This is a genomic window from Planosporangium mesophilum (assembly GCF_016863255.1).
GTDB classification, from domain to species: Bacteria; Actinomycetota; Actinomycetes; order Mycobacteriales; family Micromonosporaceae; genus Planosporangium; species Planosporangium mesophilum.
The window spans coordinates 50,572-65,308 of sequence record NZ_BOON01000052.1 but is presented as its reverse complement, the minus strand read 5'-3'; the positions used below and the strand labels follow the sequence as shown (position 1 = coordinate 65,308).

Here is a 14,737-nt window from a genome sequence, read left to right as displayed (position 1 = left end):
TCCGGTAAGGGCTTCGCGGTCGTGGCCAGCGAGGTCAAGGACCTGGCCCAGGAGACCGCCCGGGCGACCGAGGACATCTCCCGCCGCGTACAGACCATCCAGGGCGACACCGCCGGCGCGGTGGAGGCGATCGACGAGATCAGCGCCATCATCGGGCGGATCAACGACTACCAGCTGACCATCGCCTCAGCGGTCGAGCAGCAGTCCGCCACGACCGGGGAGATCACCCGCAGCGTGGCCGAGGCGGCCACCGGCAGCTCGGAGATCGCCTCGAACATCGCCGGTGTCGCCGCCGCCGCGGCCACCACGACCGAGGGCGTCACCGAGTCGCAGCGGGCCGCCGAGGAACTGGCCCGCATGAGCAGCGATCTGCAGGACGTCGTCGGGCGCTTCCGGGTCTGATCGTGTGAAACCGTGATCCGGGAGGCTGGGACCGTCGTCCGAGCCTCCCGGATCATCATCGGTTCGGCCGTCCTGCTCGCGGTCCGCGCCGACCGCCCCAACGGCCCGGGCGAGGAAATCGACGAACCGATCGCCGCCGTGCTCGACGGCCGGCGGCATCTGGCAAACTAGTCGCGGGTGGCGCTGAGACTCCGGCCGACGCGTCGCCCGCTGCGGGACAGTCACGGGACGCCGACCCGGATGAGGCGGCATGATCGAGATGTTTTCGCGGTTCAGGAGGGCTCGCCTAGAGGCCGATGGCGGCGGTCTTGAAAACCGCTAGGGCGGTATCCCCGTCCTCGTGGGTTCGAATCCCACGCCCTCCGCTCCACCTGCACCACAGGCCTTCTGGCCTGCTGGTATCTGCGCTCGTCGCGTTCTCGTCCGGGTCCGGTCGTGTCCCGCCGGGTCCCACTGTCGATGGCTCTCTGTGGGCACATGGCGGGCACCTATCGGGGGACGGGCCTCCACCTCGCGCGCGCCGGACGCCAGTAACTCAGGTGCCCGGTGCAGCTCTACCAGCAACAATGATCGAGTGGATAGCCGGCAGCCGGGTGATGACGACCGCTTTCGTGACCCGCGAACTCATCTCTACGCGTTGACGATGAGTGACATCATCGTGGTGTGCCCGCGCTGCGGCGGTACGGCTGTCGTACGTCCGCAGACTGACCCGACAACGGCACTCCCGTGGTTCTGCCCTCGCAACCTGTCCTGCCTCGCGTGCGCGTACTCCGCCACATGGCAGCCGGAGGGGTCGTCTTCGTGTTGGGGCGGGCCGTTCGATCCGTACTTCAGGCGACCGCTGTGGCTTCAGGCATCGTGCTGTGGTGGCAAGACGCTCTGGGCGTTCAATCGCGAACATCTCGAACTGATCGACGGCTACGTCCGCGCCCGGCTGCGTGAGCGCGGTCCCGAGCGGCCTTACACAAGCCTGCTCGAGAAGCTTCCGGCCTGGATCAAGTCCGCGAAGCACCGAGATGAGATCACCCGGACGATCCAGCGCCTTCGAGCGACGTTGCCCAGCGAGGTCGGCGAACGTCGGATGCCAAGGTAGGTGCACCGCGCTTGATCTAGAACAGGCCAATTCGCGGCACCAGGGAGATCGCTACCGAACGTTGATCGTCGGCCGGGCTACGTGTCCCGAGCGTCCCGTGTTGACCCCTGCATTGGGCACGGATCGGGTACGCCGGGCTAAGGCTCTGGGATCACTCGATGCCTCGCGCCCACCTACGATCTGACCCATGCGTCGCGTCGCGCCGGTATTGGCCTTCTTGCTCCTGGCCGCTTTGTCCGCTTGCACCTCAGAGCCTAAGGAGGCCGGGTCCACAACATTGACCGTCCTGCTGGACCACGATGTGACGGCAGCGCAAAAAAGCGTGGTGGAGCAGCGACTACGCGCGATGCCGAGCATAGAGGGCGTCGCCTTCGAGACCCGCGATCAGGCCTACGAGAAAATGCGGAAGGACTCGCCGGTGCTGCCGGCGGATCTGGGGCCGGGGCACCTGTCGGAATCCTTTCGCGCGACTGTGACGGACGCGTCGGTCGCTGAGGCAGTTGATCTGGTGATGGGCATGGTCGACGGCGTCGGGGCGGTGGTGCTCATGATCGCCGATGTTGATCCCCTGCCGTCGCGGATTGGAGTGATCGTTCGGCTGGAACCGACGGCGACGGGAGAGCAGCGAGCCGCCGTAGAGGAGGCCCTCCGGGCGCTACCCCACGCGGAATCAGTCGAGTTCGAGGACCGCGACGCCGCCTATGAGCGCCTGCGCAAGCAGTGCCAAGGCAAGGGCGATCTTGCCACGAAACTCAACTCGCAGGTGACGCGCGCTTCGCTGCGGTTCCAGCTTCCCTTAAACGGGAAGGGTAGGTTCATGCCGCCCGAGATTGAACGCCTTGATGGCGTCGAGGCGGTGCGCCTGGTGCCAGTGGCGATGCTTTGAGGGGCGCAGCCGGAGCGGGCCAATGGGGATCGGCCGTCCGGTCCGCAACGTCAAGCGGACCTTGACCCGCGACGAGGCCGGGGTGGGGGTTCTCGGGATCTGTGTGACAGATCGGTATCAGGATGTGCGTAACACTCTGCCCAGCTGGGCTGCCTGCCCTACACGGCCGTTGAGGACTGGCTCGGCGTTGCTACGGTTCCGTCCGTGGACGCGACCATGGCGCGCCGGGGCCTTGCCGTGCTGGCGGGCTGGTATGCGCTCGCCGTTGTGGTGCCGATCGCGCTGGCGACCCTGCTCTTCGGTCCTGAGTTTGTGGGCCTGGGTCCGGAAAGAGTCGGTCCTTATAGGACGTGCACAGAGAAGACGCTTGCGTGCTGGACTGGTCCGAGCGTGTCGGACCTACTCGGGATCGTCGTCCCGTTCCTTCTGGTCAGCCTGGCGATCTCATTGCCGGCGTACTGGTTTCTCGTCCGCAGGCCCGGATCGGCGGTATATGCGGGCACGGTGGCGGCATTTGGCGGCTGGGTCGGTTGCGCGTGGCTGGCATGCGCCGTGTCCGCCCTGCTGCGGAGCTAGCCGAACGTGTCACCCAGGCCCGATGATCATCCGTTACGTACGTGATGAGGCTCGACAGGCGACTAGTGGGCTGCGGGCACATGGCGGGCATGGACGCCGGTTCGGGGACACTCGGCCGGCGCCCGGCCTGGTCATCGGGATGATCGGCGCTGAAGATCCGGGGTTTTTGAAAACCGCTAGGGCGGTATCCCCGTCCTCGTGGGTTCGAATCCCACACCCTCCGCTCCACCTGCACCACAGGCCGTCTGGCCTGCTGGTATTCGTGCGCGCCGCGCTCTCGTTCGGATCCGGTTGTGTCCGGCCGGGTCCCACTGTCGATGGCTCTCTGTGGGCACATGGCGGGCACAATGATCTTGTTTTGGACGTCGACCCTGACCATCTGATCCGTAGATTCCCAAGAGCGCTTCAGGGCCGTCCGCAGAAGTCCGTATGCGCTGGTCGCGTGCCCGGGTGTCGTCGGTCCGCGTTCGCTGCCGCCCGCGCTCGTTCATCCGGCTGGCTCCCGCCCTTGGCTCCCGGACCGTCAGCTCGGGAAACCCACATGGCCCTTACCACGGGGGTGCGGCAGCCAGCTCCGCATCAAGGAGCCTGGAGTGACCACGGGTGGCCTACCGCGCGGCGCTCAGTCGGTGACGGTCCGTGCGTGTATGTAGTGAGTGGTCCGGCTCGGGCCCGACGACATGGGAAGCGGGCCACTTCCGTAGTCCACGACCAGGCGCCCAGCCTCAGCCTCGACCGCCAGCAGCCGCGCGATCTTCTCGACTTCGGCGGCATCACCAGTCAGGCGGATCTCGACCATGGCACGGACGCTATCCGTGCGCAGTTCACAGGGAAGGTCCGCGACTGGTGCGGTGCGGTTGCACGCTCCGGGGATCAACCGCCCTTGCGAGCGCTTCGGTGTGAACGCGGCGATGGGCTGTTGCCAGCTGTCGACCTTGACGGTCGTTTGTCGTCCTGTGCTGGTCCGGCCTGGTTCTGTGCCGTCTGGCGTCGTCGATCGGCACTGCGTTCGCTGCCATTTTGCTGCCCGCCCGTCCGGGGGCGGGTACGCGGCTTGCCGGCGGCGGGAGCCGGCTTCCCGGCCGGCTGACCAGAGGGAGGCCGGGCGGCCTCCCGGGCCGCCGGCTCACCGCGTGCGCCGTACGGGACTGCGGGGGTCAGGGGCCCCTGATGGCCCGCCGACCGGACCCATGGGAAGCGAAACACGTGCTGTACTTCTGGCCATGAGGCGGAGGCAAGTACAAGCAGGTCTTGCGGCATTCGCCCTGGTCGTCGGCGTATTGAGTAACGCGGCATGGCGCTGGTGGCACAACCGGCCTCCGTACGGCCCGGAGGCTCTAGCCGCCACCGCCACGCTCCAATTCGTCAGCAACCAGGAGGCGTCAGCCGCCCTGGGGACAGCAAACGTGCCCTGGGCGCAGCCCGGCGATCAGTTGGTGCTCGGCCGCGTGAGCTGGAAGCGGCCGCCCCGCCCACAGAAGGACGCAACGTTCTGGATCGTTCTCCTCGACAAACGCAGCCATCTCAAGGCCGCGATCCAAGAGGTCACGTCACCGCGCCGCGACAAGGTCGGCCTCGGATCACACGGGTACCTGATGCGGGCCGTCGATCGCTACCCCTGGCTGCAGGGAGTAGCTGGTCACGAGGTAAACGGCTCGTGGTGGGAGACCGGGGAGTGTGTCGCTGTGTTCGCAGCTGACGCGACGCCTGTCACGTTCGCCGCAGTCTTCCCCGCGGCCGCACGCAGCCCGCAGCTACCGGAGCAGGCGGTACCGACGGCTCCCGTCGCCCTCTCCAACTTGCTCGTTGCCCTGATCAATATGGGACCCGATGGTCAGATCTATTGGGCCGAGCGACTCCTGGGCTAGGCATTTCGCCGCCAGGCTGAACCTCAGTTTAGAAGAAGATCATGGCGGGCTGGTAGGGGAGCCCCGTCGCTGTTCAGAGAGTCCGTAGCTGTCGGCCGGTGTCTGCTCCGGCTGGCGTGCTTGGCTGTCCGGATGGCTGTACAGCAAAGCGCCACCCCTTCTGATCCGTAGGGGCGTCCAAGGTCAGCCTCTCCCGCTCGCCTTGGTGGCAGCCCTCCGCGCTCCTGTAACTGCCTCGACACTGGCCGTTACCTCACATGTGGCCTGTGTGCAATCGATCCCGGATCCCTTTCAGACTGGTCGATAGTTGTCGCGTCAAGGTCTAGATCCAGAAGAGGTCAGGCACTACGGTTACCTCTGCGATGACACGGTGACCGTGTGTGATGGCCCTGGGAGCAGTGCATATGGCACTCAACAGCGAAGTCTGGCAAGGCCACTATGGCGAGGCCCTCGTGCGGGGTTTGGCGTGCGCAGCAGGATTAACGACATCCAAGAAGGATCTGGACGTCGATGGTGTGGATATCCAGATCGGATTTCCTGGTCGGCTTAACTCGGTTCGACACCCCGCGATTGAAGCGCAAGTCAAGTCGTGGTCGGCGCCCAAGTCCGACGATGCGACGTGGCGGTACCCGCTGGACCTCGAAAACTACGACAACTTAGTGGGCGTGGTCGGTACCGACTTCCCGCTCCCACGGTACTTATTCCTGGTGATAGTGCCACCAGAGAAAGAAAGGTACACGCTCGCTTCCCACAATTGCCTTCACCTACACCATGCGGCATACTGGGCCTCATTAATGGACGAACCGCCGGCTGCTGAATTGCCAGTGAAGTCCACTAAGACGGTATATGTGCCAAAAGAAAATCTTCTGACAGTAGAGGCGTTAATCAGCCTATTGGCCGGACCGATCAGCGAAGCGGGGGTGGCTTAGGTGGACGTGCGCATCGTAGATCCAGAAGCGCTCGCCGCACGCGACCCGTCCCAGATTGCTCTCTACCTACGTAGCAGAGGATGGTCGCCCAGTCCAGCGGCCGGCGGCACATTGTGGCAACTGGAAATGCTAGGCGGCGAAGTGGAAGCGCTAGTTCCGGCCAACAATGGAATGAAAGGATACGCAGGCTTCATTCGTCAACTTTTAGATCTTCTCGAAGAGGTGGAGCAGCGGTCACAACTGGAAATATTCCGCGACATCTCCACTGCTGCTGCGGACGTACAGTACGTCCGCACTATGCCGAATTCTCCGGCCGGCACAATACCAATTAATGACGCCTCTCAGATTTTAGAGAACATTCGCCAGTGGGTATTAGCGGCGGCTGTCGCAATCTCCAGCCCCCTTCGTAAGGCCGTTCAGTCGGCAAAGAAGCCAACTGCTGCGCTGGAATTCATGCGCATGGTCAGGCTCGGTCCGAGCTACGAAGGCAGCTATATATGGTCGGTAGAGGTTCCTTTGCCGCCTCGTGTAGGGCAAGAAATCCTCCCCATTGAACAGCCGGAAATCCAGTATCAAGCCTTGCCGTTTGAGCGGAAAGTCTCACAGTTCCTCTACACTGCCACCACCAAGGCCTACAGTGCGGCAGAACTCGTCGTGCGCCAAGACGAAGGCCTCGACGCATTCACGTCGCAAGTAGACCAAGGCGTCACTGCCAACCTATGTGAGGCACTGGCGGGGTTGGCGGGCGAGTCTGCTAACCCGTTCCAGCTAACATTTCAATGGGCAATCTCCCGCCCTGTAGAACCAACCCCACCAATTCGGTTTGACCCGCCGGTTATACAAGTGTTGTCGCAGGCCGCCAAGGAGATGCGAGCTCGGACCCCAGAGGAAGACGTCCGCATCATCGGAAGCGTGGTGCGCTTGCATCGCGAAAGCAACTTCGGGGCCGGTGAAGTGAGCATCGCCGGCGTTATGGAGGGCGACTCTAGCGAACGCCTTTGGCGTGTGTGGGTCGAACTGTCAGAGTCAGATTATGCACTTGCAATTAGCGCACATAATTCGGGGGATTTGGTATCTGTGCGAGGAGATCTAAGTCGACGGGGGAACCGATCGACGATCCATCGAGTTTCGGCGTTCGAATATGTTCCTGAGGTAGCGCCATAAGAGTAATCAAGGGGTACCCCAGTCGGCGCCAAGGGTCAAGCGCTGTGCATGGTCTGGTCAAGCGTGTCGGTGGGCATCATGTCAGGACTCTGCCTGCGGCACGTATATCTTCACCGGAAGAGTTGCCGTGTCGATCTCACAGGGCAAGTACCAAGTGCCGTACTCCTTGTGCTCAGCAGTGAAGGCGATACGCACTACCGTTCCCCGCTGGCGTAGCCAATCCTCCTGGCTCATGGAGTTCATCCAGTGTCCCGGGAGGGTGTGCTCAAGCTGGAAGGGCAGCTCCTCGCCAATCGGCAAGTCGGCGTCGTACACGGTTGTGCGGCCGGTGTCGTCAGCCCGCGCATCGTTCGGGCCGGTGAATCGCATGAAGTGGTACGGCCCCCAGATGTGCCGCTTGATCTCGTCTGCGGTTGGTCCGCCCATGATCTGTTGGTGCTCGCCGCGTCGGAAGTGGTCGTCCCGGATGGTGACGGTCAGTCGGTCGAGGCGGTCCAGGCCCGGCGGACCAACCAGCATCACGCGCAGGCGCAGAATGTCGGAGCCAAGGTTGAACGGCTCGCAGATCACCCGCAGCCGAGGGCACAACTCGCTCTTGCGGCGCTGGCTTTCGATGGCCGCCAGCTTCGCAGCGGCCGCATTCGCTGTGGCTGAGGCCTCGTTTGACCTGCCGGCGGCTGAGCGGCTCAGGAAGGCGGCGTATGCCGCAATGAGGGCAGCGGCGACAGAGCCAAACGCTTGAGCGGCCGACGAGATGTCCGCCCACGGGATATTCAAGGCGACCTACCAATCACGCGGAGGAGAGTAGCTCGGGTGAGAGTACGGCGCGAGCGTGACAAGACGCTTCAAGGTCGTGCATGTGTCGCTCAAGATCTAAATGAACGATCACGCCGGCGCTTGCTCGGCGGCACGTCTGAGGCAACGAGTGCCCGCTTTCCGGCGTAGGCTCCGTCCGACTGCCCATCATGATCCATGTAATAGCCAGGTGTCGAGACCGGGGAAGGCGATTGTGTCCGAGCAGGCCATGAACAGTGCTTCCGCGGAGGACTCGTTGCGCCAGGAGTGCTGGACGAACGCGATCCACGCCTACGGCACTTCGTACGTCTTTCAGCAGCGACAGCGCCGCCTCAAGCGAGCGCAGCTCTGGATCACCTACTCGGGCATCATCATCCCGCTGCTGATGGGCGCGATCTTGTTGTCCTTCGGCCTTAAGCTGCCCGGGTTGTCGATCATGATTGCTGGGGCGAGCGTCCTGCTCATCGGTCAGCTTGCGCTGTCGACCTGGTCGGCGTTGGCCGGATGGACGGATCAACTCGCATACGCGAACGAGTCGGTCGTGTCGAACGAGAGCCTCTCGCGGCGGTTTGCCGACCTCGGTCGTACGCCCCCGAAGGGGACCAGGTTCCGGACGGAGTTCGACCTGCTGAGGACGGAAGACTCCGCCCGACGGGATCAGGATCTGCGCCAGCATCTAACCGAGAAGGAACTGCGGATGGGCATGCGGGCGGCCCTACGTCAGTTCGAGCGGAAGTGCGCGACGTGCGGACAGGTTCCAACGTCTATGAAGGCTACGGACTGCGATACTTGCGGGAAGTTCTGAACGTGATCTTCAACAAAGGAGTCTGATGGACCGCGCGACCGCCCTCGTCTTCTCGGGCTTCACCAGGCTTAATGCGGCTCAGCAGGACGATCTCATCAACGAGTTGAACGAGTACATTCGGGGCAACCAGCTTACGAAATCCTCGAAGGTGGAGGAGGCGTACCGAGTTGTGCTCGGTCCTGTCTCTGGGGGATGCCCCTGTTGCGGTCGTTAAGCCGAAGGGCGGGAGATCGTCGTCTCGTCTTCCCTTGGAACAGCGAGCCGACGATTGCGACCGGGAGACGGGTACGGACGTCGACCGCCCGGGTCGCCGCACCGCCCCCGTCCCCCGATAGGTGCAGATCCTCGACGCCCGCGCGGGGTCAAGGGGGGGCCGTAGGTTTGCACAGCTGGCGATACGCGGATCAAACCCGCGCGGTGCTGGCAACGGTTATCCACGCCGCCACACGTTCTGAGTCCAGATCAGCAAGTCCGGACACCCGTGCCACGAGTTCCTTGGACGCCGCATAGAGCGCGATCTTGATGGTTAGCACGGCCACGTCGTACGCGGTCTCCCCCGCCATCCCTCGTGGGTCGATGAGCTTCCAGCGTTCGCCGCCACCAGCCAACATGTTCCCCGGCTGGACGTCCCCATGGCACAGGTTCGGGCGGAGGTCAGCGGCCAGTTGGTCGAGGACATCCAGGGCTACTCGTCGCTCGTGGGCGGGTGCGATGGTCGCGCCGGGCCGCAGGTCGGTGAGGTGGTCGTCTTCGAGCCGGTGGCGGAGCCAGTCGACGATGGACGGCATGCCGGGCATTGGTGCCGGTTGCCCATTCATGGCGGCTAGCGGTGCGAACAGCGCTTCCAGGCTGACCGTTCTCGGGTCGGCATCGGCGAGCGGTATGCCGGGCCGTACCTCGTCCAAGATCGTCCAGGTGCCGTGGTCGGTGGTGGTCGTCTCGTGGACGGTCGGTGCGAGGTCGAGTTTGGCGAGTGTGGTTGCGACGGCGGCCTGTTCGAGGCCGTGAGGGTCGGGGCTGCTGCGGAGGACGATCGGGCCGGCTGGGCTCTCGGCGGCGATGACGAAGCCGTACCGGGCGGGAAGGACCTGCCGCGGTGTGGCGTCGTAGCGGTCACACAAATCACGCAGCTCGGCATCGACGAGATCGGCCCAGGTGTCGGCGCGTTCGGGCCAGCGTTGGCGGACATTGGCGATCACATCGGCCGGTACCTGCGGGGCGGCCGCGGTCACGGCCTGGCCGCCAGGCGGCGGATCGCGTCGACGAGCGGGGTCAGGGAGTCGACGACGAGGTCGGCGTCGGCCAGGCGTTCGCGCTTGCCGGGTTTGTTGGCGTACCCGATCGTCGTCACGCCCGCGGCTCGGCCAGCTTCGATGTCGGTTTCGGAGTCGCCTACGAAGACCGCGTCGGCTGGCTGGGCGTTGACGGTGGCGAGCCCGGCGGTGACCAGGAGCGGGTGTGGCTTGAGTAGCCGGGGGTCCATGCCGTCGGTGCGGCCGGCGATGCCGCCGACGTATCCGAGGAGGTCGTGGGCGGAAAGGTACTTCTCGATGGCGTCGGCGTGGTTGTTGCTGACGATGGCCACCGCGCAGCCGCTGTCGTGGGCGGCGTGCAGGACATCGACCGCACCCGGCGTGGGCGCGGCGCTGGCCACGGCGGTCAGCTCGGCGTCTCTGCAGGCGTCGGCGACGGCCCGGGTCAGCTCGTCGTCGCCGAGGTCGGCGGTCCGGCGCAGGATGCCCAGCGGATGGCCGGTCAGCGAGGCAATGTCGGGCGGGACGTGCCCGAGCCGGTCGCGGATGACGGCGTGCAGCTGCGCGGCGGCGGTCGCGGCGGGGTAGTCGGCGAACACGGCGCAGACCGGGCCGTCGAAGTCCAGCAGCAGCGCGCGGCGGTCGGCCAGCGGGTGGTCGATGGGCGTCGTCATGGCGTGTACTCGTGGGCGATGGTGGTCCAGACGCTGTCGAACCAGCCGCGGGCCTGCTGGACGTACTGGCTGCCGGTGCCGTCGCCGTCGGTGTCGTCGGCGGTGTAGTGGAACAGCGGCACGTCCTTGCCGAGCACGTCGAAGATCGGTACGGGCTGCTTATCGATGGACACGGTGTGCTGGACCACCGGGTAGAAGCCGAAGAAGACCTCATCGCCGTTGAGGATGTAGAGCTTGAACAGTGCTGTGGTGCCGTGCGCCCGTACCTCGGCGGTGGCGCTGCGCACCAGGCCGAGTTCGCCCAGCTCGCGTACGGATTCGAGGATCGCTTCGGTGTGGCGGCGGACGATCCGCGCGGCACGTTCGCGTACGGCCGGGTCGTCGCCCGGCGGTTCGGCGCGGGATGGGACGACGGCCGGCAGGTCGAGGTCGGGCAGCAGGATCCGGATCGCGATCGACTCCGGGGTGAGCCGGCCGGCCCGGATCTTGTCGAGGGCTTCCTGGATCGCACCGTGCAACGTCTCGCCGGAGAAGCCGGCGAAGTCGATCGCGACGTGGGGCCGTTCGAACGCGGCTTCGATGTGCGGGCGCAATCCGACCGGGCGCTCGGTCTGCGCGCGGACGAATGCGCCGCTGCCCTGCCGGCTGACGATCAGCCGCTCGTCGCGCAGGATGCGCAGCGCGGTCTTGACCGTCTCGCGGGCCACGCCGTACCGGTCGGCGAGGTCGTTCTGCGACGGCAGCCGCTCGCCGGGCGCGAACTTGCGGGTCAGGATCGCGGCCCGGAGCAGGTTGGCGATCCGCTGGGATGCCGGTCGGGGGTCGTCCGGGTCCAGCTCGTCCAGGAGATCGACGCTCATTCGCTCACCTTAAAGCCTGGCTAGCCAAGCTAGAAGTATCGGTCCGGTCCCTCTTGTCTACAGGGTGCGACAGTTTCTACAGTCCATTTGACTAGCCAAGCCAGTCAAATGGACGGCGACGTGCGAATGAAGTGCGTCGACAAGAGCCGGCCCGGGGCGGGTGCTGGGCGCGACCCCGCCCGCCTCGGTGCCATTCCAGCAGGATGCGAGGCGCGGATGAGCGACTTGCCGTACGACCCGGCCGAACCGCCGCACCGGCCGCCGGCAGGGTGCGTCAACGATCTGATGTGGCAACTGGCCTGGCGGGTGTTCACCGACCATAGACCTGCAATGGATGGCTGGTGCGCGGCCTGCCGGCCGTACCACTTCTTTCCCTGCCCGTGCCGCGAACTCGGCCGTATTGGTCTGGCTGCCGCGTGCGGCCGATGGACGGACAGACGGGGTAGGGCAGCGTCGACCGATGCCGCCGACGACCGCCGGGCGTCGTCGTGAGTTCGCCGTGGCCGGGTGACGAGCGGTTGCCCGACTGCGACCGGTGGTACGGATGGTTCACGCCGAACCCAAACCGCCGGCGAGGTGCGGGGTACGTGACCGCAACCGGTACGGCATTCCGCTCCGCATGCATGCCGCCGAGACTTCCGGTACCGGCCCGCGAGTTGGTCGGACGCGTGTTGCGGCTGGCACCCGGAGACTGCCAGTACATCGACTACCCGCTGACCCTCCGGGTCGCGTGCGTCCGTGTCGAGATCTCCCTCTGGTACGGCGGCGACTGGGCCTGGGTGGAAGGCGACGCCCTCGATGCATCCGGACGGGTCATCGCGCGTACCCCGGCACTTGTCTCCGTCGCCGCCCTGGCCCGACCGCAGACGGGACCGTCACATGCCGATCAAGCCGCCGCCCGTTAAGTACCTGCGCATCGTCAACGCGATCCAGAGTCGCATCGAGGACGGCACGTACCCGGTCGGCACGAAGGTGCCCAGCGAAGCCGATCTCGTCCGGGAGTTCGGCGTATCCCGCGCGACGGTCGTGCGCTCCCTGGAACTGCTGCGCCAACAGGGCTGGCTGGAAGGTCAACAGGGCGTCGGCCGGATCGTGCTCGACCGGCCGTCGACGCCGGGGCGGCGTGTCCCGAAGGCGCTGCGTGCGATGTTCGCCGCCGAAGATCCAGCGACCGTCACCCTGCTCTCGGTCGTCACCGTACCCGCCCCCATTCGGGCCGCGGCCACGCTCGACGTACCGACCGGCACTCCCGTGGTGATCCGGCGCCGCCTGGTCGCCGCCGCGCAACTCGGCCCGGTCGAGCTGTCCACCGTGTACACCCGCGCCGAAGTGGCCGGTGCCCTCGCCGGCCGTCGCCTCGTCGCCGACGATCTCCTGCACCACGTCGCGCAGCGCACCGCGACCGCCGCCGACCACATCGCGGTCCACATCACCGCCCGCCGGCCGCATCCCGCCGAGGCCACCCTGCTGAAGGTCGACCGACGCGACTGCCTGACAACCGTCCTGCTCAGGGCACTGTCGCGCGGCCGTCCCGTGCTCGCCGTCGACGCAGTGATCGCCACCAATCGGCGACCACTCGACGCCGTCTTCCCTGCGATGTAGAAGACCACGCAAAAGCACTCGACTAGTCAAGTAGTCAAGCATCTGAAGCGAGGTTCAGCAGGAGGGAAAGGGCAGTGGTACCGAACTCGATCAAGATTCGGGTTCCATGCGAGTACGTGTTCCCGCACGGGGCGCTGTACCTGAGCGCGGACAAGCTGGTCGACTTCGACCGTCTGCGGGAGGACGACAACCAGGCCCGCGACGAGCACGGCCGGCGGATCTGGGTCGTCAAGGTCATGGACCAGGACCCGGACGCCGGCAGGTTCGGCCGGTCCACCGAGGCCGAGGTGAAGATCGCCGCCGACGTGCAGCCGTACCGGCTGTCCTCGTCGTTCATGGCGACCGGGCCTGTTGAGCCCTGCCGGTGCCCGTTGTGGCCGACTCGCCGCGGCAGCCTGGCGACGTTCCGGTGGGATCAGCTGGGGCGCGGTTCGTCGAGCAGATTGTCGAGCTGCTGCTCCGTCTGTCCCACGAGCTCGTCTCGCTCCCGCTGGTCGAGCTGCTCGTAGTGCGACCAGAACCGCCCGAACGCTGCTCCGAGCTCGTCGCTGTAGGCGTCCGACATGGCGGCCTGCCGCAGGTCGACATGACCGCCGAGAACCCCGTCCGCCAGCTCCTTCAGCCGTCCGTCCGGGCCGGCGGCCAGCTTGGTGAGGCTGGCGCGCAGCAGTTTGGCCAGACGGGGATCGTCGCCGGCCATCTCGTACACGCTGTCGTGCATGCCGAAGCCTCCTGTTTCAGTTTGCGACCGCGGCCAAGGGGTGGCGGTAGGCGGGGTAGCCAGACAGATCGGGTAGGTCCGCACTCTGAAGACGGTGCAGTTGCGATTCGATGAATCCGACGGCGCCCTGCACGGCGCCGTAGAGATCGGTCATCGCGGCGGTGCTTTTGCCCCATAGATCGAGGATCCGGGCCACCTCGTAGGCGGCGACGCCGTATCCGACCACCGCACCAATTCCGGTCTCGGCAGTAACGGTGCCCGCTGCGGCGGCGATGCCCGCAATGATGGCCGCATCGATCATGCCTTTGACCCAGCCGGTCGCCGCTTCCGACAGGCTGTACACGCCGTGGGCGATGGAGTCGAACTGCTTGGAGATCTCCCGCATCGGGTCGACCAGGTCATTGATACCGCCCGCGAGACCGGTGAAGTGCTGGTAAGCGGCGTCAGCGGCGGTGCCTTCCCAGCCGCCTCGCAGCGCGATCGCGCCACCCTGGACGTTGTATCCGAGGTCGTGCAGCGCGTCGGCAGCCCGGCCGATCGCCACACCCGCCTTGGCGACGGCCTGCCAGTCACCGACGAGGAACTCTGAGACCCTGTCCAACGGGTTGAAGCCGAGGACGTAGTCGAAGCCCTTCAGCGCCCAGTTGGACAGGCTGATGTTGTCCAGAAAGGCCAGCGGATGCGTGTACTCCACGTCATCGACCGGCTTGAGCCGCCCGGACGGCTCTCGCGAGTCGAGGAAAGACGGAGCGCATGCGTTGGACGCCCACTCCTTCTCCAGAGCGGTCGGGTTGCTCGCGCACCGGCCCGACATTGCTGCGTCCGCTCGCGCGGCGGCGGCCGCGTCGGTGGTCCGGTAATAGGTCGCCGCCCCGGAAAGCCCCTCCTGGCTGGTGTGCAGGATGCCGGCGACCTTGCCCGCCATCGCGGCGGCGACGCTCATGGAGCTGATATGCGCATCGCGTACCGCTTCGATGAGTCCGCCGTTCCAACCGCCGTCGATCCTGTACTGACCGAGATACCGCTTCACGGCGGTGGCGTGATCCGCACCTCTGCCCACCTGGCCGGCGTAGCCGTCAAGCAAGCCCGGCTGAACGGTAAAGGTCACG

General features: G+C 65.8%; 18 protein-coding genes and 1 tRNA gene. 12 read left to right on the top strand and 7 right to left on the bottom strand.

The genetic code is table 11. The annotated features are described in order from the left end of the window. The 6 genes from Pme01_RS25370 to Pme01_RS25345 all read left to right on the top strand — a co-directional run. The coding region (locus Pme01_RS25370) for a methyl-accepting chemotaxis protein (RefSeq protein ID WP_239088456.1) at positions 1-402 on the top strand (402 nt) is incomplete at its 5' end. A gap of 12 nt (positions 403-414) precedes the next feature. Next, a complete protein-coding gene (locus Pme01_RS25365; RefSeq protein ID WP_168113895.1) occupies positions 415-573 on the top strand; it encodes a hypothetical protein in 159 nt (52 codons plus the stop codon). A gap of 104 nt (positions 574-677) precedes the next feature. Beyond that, positions 678-767, top strand: a tRNA-Ser gene (locus tag Pme01_RS25360). Positions 768-976: 209 nt separating this feature from the next. Further along, a complete protein-coding gene (locus Pme01_RS25355) occupies positions 977-1,495 on the top strand; it encodes a hypothetical protein (protein ID WP_203935857.1) in 519 nt (172 codons plus the stop codon). Between the two features lie 187 nt (positions 1,496-1,682). Further along, positions 1,683-2,381: a permease-like cell division protein FtsX gene (locus tag Pme01_RS25350; protein WP_168113897.1), complete on the top strand. Its 699-nt coding sequence runs from the start codon at positions 1,683-1,685 to the stop codon at positions 2,379-2,381. Between the two features lie 204 nt (positions 2,382-2,585). After that, positions 2,586-2,957 carry a hypothetical protein gene (locus Pme01_RS25345; RefSeq protein ID WP_168113898.1) on the top strand — a complete coding sequence of 124 codons (372 nt, stop codon included), beginning with the start codon at positions 2,586-2,588 and terminating at the stop codon, positions 2,955-2,957. Positions 2,958-3,579: 622 nt separating this feature from the next. Here Pme01_RS25345 and Pme01_RS25340 read toward each other — a convergent pair. Beyond that, positions 3,580-3,756, bottom strand: coding sequence for a hypothetical protein (locus tag Pme01_RS25340; protein ID WP_168113899.1), 177 nt, complete (start codon positions 3,754-3,756; stop codon positions 3,580-3,582). A 607-nt stretch (positions 3,757-4,363) separates the two neighbouring features. Between Pme01_RS25340 and Pme01_RS25335 the strand changes: the two genes are divergently transcribed. The 3 genes from Pme01_RS25335 to Pme01_RS25325 all read left to right on the top strand — a co-directional run bounded on the left by Pme01_RS25335 (position 4,364) and on the right by Pme01_RS25325 (position 6,918). After that, positions 4,364-4,825 carry a hypothetical protein gene (locus Pme01_RS25335; RefSeq protein ID WP_168113900.1) on the top strand — a complete coding sequence of 154 codons (462 nt, stop codon included), beginning with the start codon at positions 4,364-4,366 and terminating at the stop codon, positions 4,823-4,825. 404 nt (positions 4,826-5,229) lie between these two features. Beyond that, positions 5,230-5,754 carry a DUF4365 domain-containing protein gene (locus Pme01_RS25330; RefSeq protein WP_168113901.1) on the top strand — a complete coding sequence of 175 codons (525 nt, stop codon included), beginning with the start codon at positions 5,230-5,232 and terminating at the stop codon, positions 5,752-5,754. Next, positions 5,755-6,918 (top strand): hypothetical protein, encoded by a 1,164-nt coding sequence (locus tag Pme01_RS25325; RefSeq protein WP_168113902.1) that lies wholly within the window; start codon positions 5,755-5,757, stop codon positions 6,916-6,918. 81 nt (positions 6,919-6,999) lie between these two features. Here the strand turns inward: Pme01_RS25325 and Pme01_RS25320 are convergent, their stop codons facing one another. Continuing rightward, positions 7,000-7,695, bottom strand: a complete 696-nt coding sequence (locus tag Pme01_RS25320) for a hypothetical protein (RefSeq protein ID WP_168113903.1) — start codon at positions 7,693-7,695, stop codon at positions 7,000-7,002. Between the two features lie 232 nt (positions 7,696-7,927). Here Pme01_RS25320 and Pme01_RS25315 point away from each other — a divergent pair, with 232 nt between their 5' ends. Continuing rightward, on the top strand, positions 7,928-8,518 hold the full coding sequence (locus tag Pme01_RS25315; protein WP_168113904.1) for a mobilome CxxCx(11)CxxC protein: 591 nt from the start codon (positions 7,928-7,930) through the stop codon (positions 8,516-8,518). A 404-nt stretch (positions 8,519-8,922) separates the two neighbouring features. Here the strand turns inward: Pme01_RS25315 and Pme01_RS25310 are convergent, their stop codons facing one another. Genes Pme01_RS25310 through Pme01_RS25300 form a run of 3 tightly spaced genes read right to left on the bottom strand, consistent with a single transcriptional unit; the run spans position 8,923 to position 11,305 of the window. After that, on the bottom strand, positions 8,923-9,750 hold the full coding sequence (locus tag Pme01_RS25310; protein WP_168113905.1) for an aminoglycoside phosphotransferase family protein: 828 nt from the start codon (positions 9,748-9,750) through the stop codon (positions 8,923-8,925). Next, a complete protein-coding gene (locus Pme01_RS25305; protein WP_168113906.1) occupies positions 9,747-10,445 on the bottom strand; it encodes an HAD family hydrolase in 699 nt (232 codons plus the stop codon). The genes Pme01_RS25310 and Pme01_RS25305 overlap by 4 nt, the downstream gene beginning before the upstream one ends. Continuing rightward, the gene (locus tag Pme01_RS25300; RefSeq protein WP_168113907.1) at positions 10,442-11,305 is read right to left on the bottom strand and encodes a winged helix-turn-helix domain-containing protein; all 864 of its coding nucleotides are present in this window, start codon (positions 11,303-11,305) and stop codon (positions 10,442-10,444) included. Before Pme01_RS25300 ends, Pme01_RS25305 begins: the two co-directional genes overlap by 4 nt. 623 nt (positions 11,306-11,928) lie before the next feature. On the opposite strand from Pme01_RS25300, the gene Pme01_RS25295 reads away from it, so the two are divergent. Both Pme01_RS25295 and Pme01_RS25290 read left to right on the top strand, forming a co-directional pair. Continuing rightward, a complete protein-coding gene (locus Pme01_RS25295; protein WP_168113908.1) occupies positions 11,929-12,210 on the top strand; it encodes a hypothetical protein in 282 nt (93 codons plus the stop codon). Then, positions 12,185-12,907, top strand: a complete 723-nt coding sequence (locus Pme01_RS25290; protein ID WP_168113909.1) for a GntR family transcriptional regulator — start codon at positions 12,185-12,187, stop codon at positions 12,905-12,907. The genes Pme01_RS25295 and Pme01_RS25290 overlap by 26 nt, the downstream gene beginning before the upstream one ends. Before the next feature lie 415 nt (positions 12,908-13,322). Here Pme01_RS25290 and Pme01_RS25285 read toward each other — a convergent pair whose 3' ends face one another. Together Pme01_RS25285 and Pme01_RS25280 are read right to left on the bottom strand one after the other, a co-directional pair. Next, positions 13,323-13,628 (bottom strand): hypothetical protein, encoded by a 306-nt coding sequence (locus tag Pme01_RS25285; protein ID WP_168113910.1) that lies wholly within the window; start codon positions 13,626-13,628, stop codon positions 13,323-13,325. 16 nt (positions 13,629-13,644) lie between these two features. After that, on the bottom strand, positions 13,645-14,736 hold the full coding sequence (locus tag Pme01_RS25280) for a WXG100 family type VII secretion target (RefSeq protein WP_168113911.1): 1,092 nt from the start codon (positions 14,734-14,736) through the stop codon (positions 13,645-13,647). Position 14,737: the final 1 nt, after the last annotated feature.